This window comes from Catenulispora pinisilvae, assembly GCF_015356865.1.
Taxonomy (GTDB): Bacteria; Actinomycetota; Actinomycetes; order Streptomycetales; family Catenulisporaceae; genus Catenulispora; species Catenulispora pinisilvae.
In genome coordinates this window covers 1-2717 of the sequence record NZ_JAAFZA010000462.1, presented here as the reverse complement: position 1 = coordinate 2717, position 2717 = coordinate 1, and the positions used below count along the sequence as shown (strand labels likewise).

Sequence of the window (2717 nt, the reverse complement as noted above, 5' to 3'; positions counted from 1 at the left end):
CTCCTCGGGGGCGGTGGCGGGGTCGTCGAGGAGCAGGAACGTCGCGCCGGGGATGGCGTTGGCGAACCAGCCGTGCTTGAAGGCGATCTGGATCACGGCGCACCCAGACTCGGTCAGCTCCTTGATGCGCCATGCGGCGGCAGCGGTCTCGTGCCGCTGGTAATGGCCGTCGGAGGCGATGACCAGCAGGCGGCCCGCACCGGGGCGGGTCAGCTGCAGGGAGGCGTCCAGGGCGTCGATCGCATCTCCCAGGGCGTGGCCGCCTCCGGCCGCCTCGAACACGGTCGCGCGTTCCGGGGCGCGCCCGGGGCGGGTGATCGCGGTGAGCGACTCGTCGTAGGCAACGGTGGCGGTGCGGGAGTCGGGGTCGGTCATGGCGGTGGCCTTGGCCAGGATCCAGGCGGCCGAGGCGATCGGTCCGGCGAGGGCGGACATCGAGCCGGAGACATCGACCGCGATCCCTACGCGCAACGGCGGGGCGGGGGTGGCGCGGCGAGAAGTGGAGACCCAGGGCAGGGCGGTCGGAGTCCCGCCTGCCGCCTTCTGAGCGTCGCGGGACAAGGCTCCGCGCATGTTGAGGCGTCCGGGCGGGGCGGCCGAGGCGGTGACGGTCTCGACGCGTTCCCGGTAGGCGGCTGCTCGAAGGCCCCGGGCGAGTTTGCCGGCGGCGGCCTTCTCCGTACTCGTCGGCATCCTCGTGCCGATCACCGGCGTCGGTGCGACCCCTCCGGACGCGCCGCCGGGGGTGAAAGTTCCGGCGTCGGGTGCGAACACTGCCTTGGCGGTGTCCTCTGCGCGCCGAGCCCGTGACGCCTTGGCCTTCTTCGCCCGGATCTTCGCGGCGGCGGCCCTGGCGATCGCGTCCTGGTCGGCCTGCTCGCGGGCTTGCCGCGCGGCCTCGGTGCCCTGGATCCTCGCCCCGGTCCTGCCGATCGCTCCGGCGATCGCGCCGCCGCCAGGGATTCCCGGGTCCGCCTCCTCGTCCGGTTCGGCGTCGGCGGGATCGGTGGCGACCAGTTCGCACCAGGCCCGTCCGTGCTCCAGCATCGCCTCCACGTCGTCGTCGGCGGTGGCGTGGGCGGCGGCCCAGATCTCGGCCAGGTACTCCAGGGTCTCCTCGCCGAGGATGTCCGTGACCGTGTCCTCCAGGTCCGCTACCTCGTGGTCTTCCAGGATTCCGGCGTCACGGCGGGCCAGAATCAGTCCGGCGGCATAGGCGGCGGACCACTTGTTGTCCGGGATGTTGCTGCCCATGCCTTCCAGCACCAGGTCGGTTGCGCAGGCCCGTAGGTATCTGACATCGCTCGGGCGGCGGGTCAGGTGGCGGGACTCGGCGCGGGACTCCTCCAGCATCTCGGCGGCGGCGTAGGCGGCGGTGAAGCGCTGGGCCGGGGTGGTGGCAACATTCCAGCGGGTGTGGGCGGCGTGCGCTGCCTCGTGGCAGAACGCCCCCCAAGCGGCCGGGTAGCGGTCCTCGTCGCCGAACATCGCAGGGCGGATCGTGGCCGGGGCGTGCCCGGTGAACACTTGCTTGCCGACCTCGACCTTGGCCAGGGTCGGGTAGAAGGCGGCCGGGGCACCGGAGCGGGTGGGCTGCTCGACCGTGACGATGCAGTCATCGCGATCGGCGATCGCCGGGAGGCGTCCGGTCAGCTCGGCGGAGATCCGCAGCCATTCGGCCTCGACCTGCTCGGCGGTCGGGCCGGGCTCGGCGGCAGGTCCCCCGTCGTCCGCCCAGATGGCGGAGGCGAGTTCGGCCTCGGTGACGGCGGGCGGGGCGGGGTGTACGTGGCGGTGCGCGGGCATGGCGGATCACGGGCTCCTTGCGGCGGGGATGGTTCGGAGAATCCGGCGGGCAGTCGGCCGGGGCGCGGCGCGAGGTGCGCTGGTCAGATCTGCTTGCCCAGGGCCAGGGCGGTGACTCGGGTTCCGGCGGTTTTGGCGACCAGTTCGGCGACCTGGTCGCGGTCCTCGATCGGGGCGATGCCGATCAGGTTGGCGAAGGCGACCTCGACGCTGATGGTGTCGGCGATCTTCTGGAAGGCGATCAGTTCCCGGAGCTGCGGGGCCCATCCGACCTCGCCGTTGGCGGCGAGTTTGGCCAGGTTCTTGGCGATGGTCACGGCCTTGGCGTCGATCTTGAGCTGTCGGCACAGGTCGTAGTCGGTCTCGACATGAATCTGGGTGCTGAATCGCGAGGACAGGGCCTCGGTGAGGATCGCGCCGTGTACGCCCGGGTTGTGTCCGGCGATCACGTAGAACCCCTCGGCGGCGGTGACCGTCTCGCCTTTGTGCGCCTTGACGATGATCTGCTTGCGGCCGTCCATCGCGGGATACATCGCCGCGAGGACCTTGGGGCTGATCAGGGTGGCGTCGTCGATCAGCAGGGCCCGGCCTTCGAGCATGGCGGTGATCACGGGCCCGTCAATGAACTCGTATCCGCCGTCGTCCTTCTGGGTCCAATCGCCGATCAGGTCCCCGACCGTGGTGTCCCCGTCGCCTGCAATCGTGATCAGGTCGTCGAAGGCGGCCTCGGCCATCGAGGTCTTCCCGGTGCCCGGGGGTCCGTAGAGCAGGGCCGGTATTCCGGCGGTACGTAGTTTGCGCAAGGCGTCTACGTCGGAGACTCCGGGTGCCAGGGCGCGGGGGTAGTAGAGCTGTCCGTTGGGGCGGCGGATCGGGCCCTTGGCGGGGGCGGTTTTGGCAGGCGGTACGGC

General features: G+C 71.2%; 2 protein-coding genes. Both read right to left on the bottom strand.

Annotated elements, in window-relative coordinates:
• Positions 1-1806: VWA domain-containing protein (locus IZR01_RS48885; RefSeq protein WP_194927859.1), on the bottom strand; the 1806-nt coding region annotated here is incomplete at its 3' end.
• 83 nt (positions 1807-1889) lie between these two features.
• Positions 1890-2717: AAA family ATPase (locus tag IZR01_RS48880; protein WP_228561437.1), on the bottom strand; the 828-nt coding region annotated here is incomplete at its 5' end.